Genomic DNA, 245 nt, shown 5'->3' on the forward strand with positions numbered 1-245 from the left:
GTCTGCGGCCTGGTCAAGCAGCTCGCCGGCCCGGACAAGGGCGGTCTGCCCGCGCCGTCCACCGCCGAAGATGTCGCGTTGAAGACGGGGCGCGTGCCGCCAGCGCCGCGCGAGGCGGGCGCCGAGCTTGCGCATCGCTTCGGCCCGATGACTCTCGAAGGTGCGCGGGCTGATCTGCATCCGCAGCGCGCCTTGCTTGTTCGAAAAACCCTCGCTGATCAGCCTCAGCACTTCACGCTCGCGCT

General features: G+C 69.8%; 1 pseudogene. It reads right to left on the minus strand.

The annotated features are described in order from the left end of the window. Positions 1-114: 114 nt before the first annotated feature. A pseudogene (locus G8O24_RS43515) lies at positions 115-245 on the minus strand (LuxR C-terminal-related transcriptional regulator); the annotation flags it as partial.

The sequence above is a fragment of the Bradyrhizobium campsiandrae genome, from assembly GCF_014529705.1.
GTDB lineage: Bacteria > Pseudomonadota > Alphaproteobacteria > Rhizobiales > Xanthobacteraceae > Bradyrhizobium > Bradyrhizobium campsiandrae.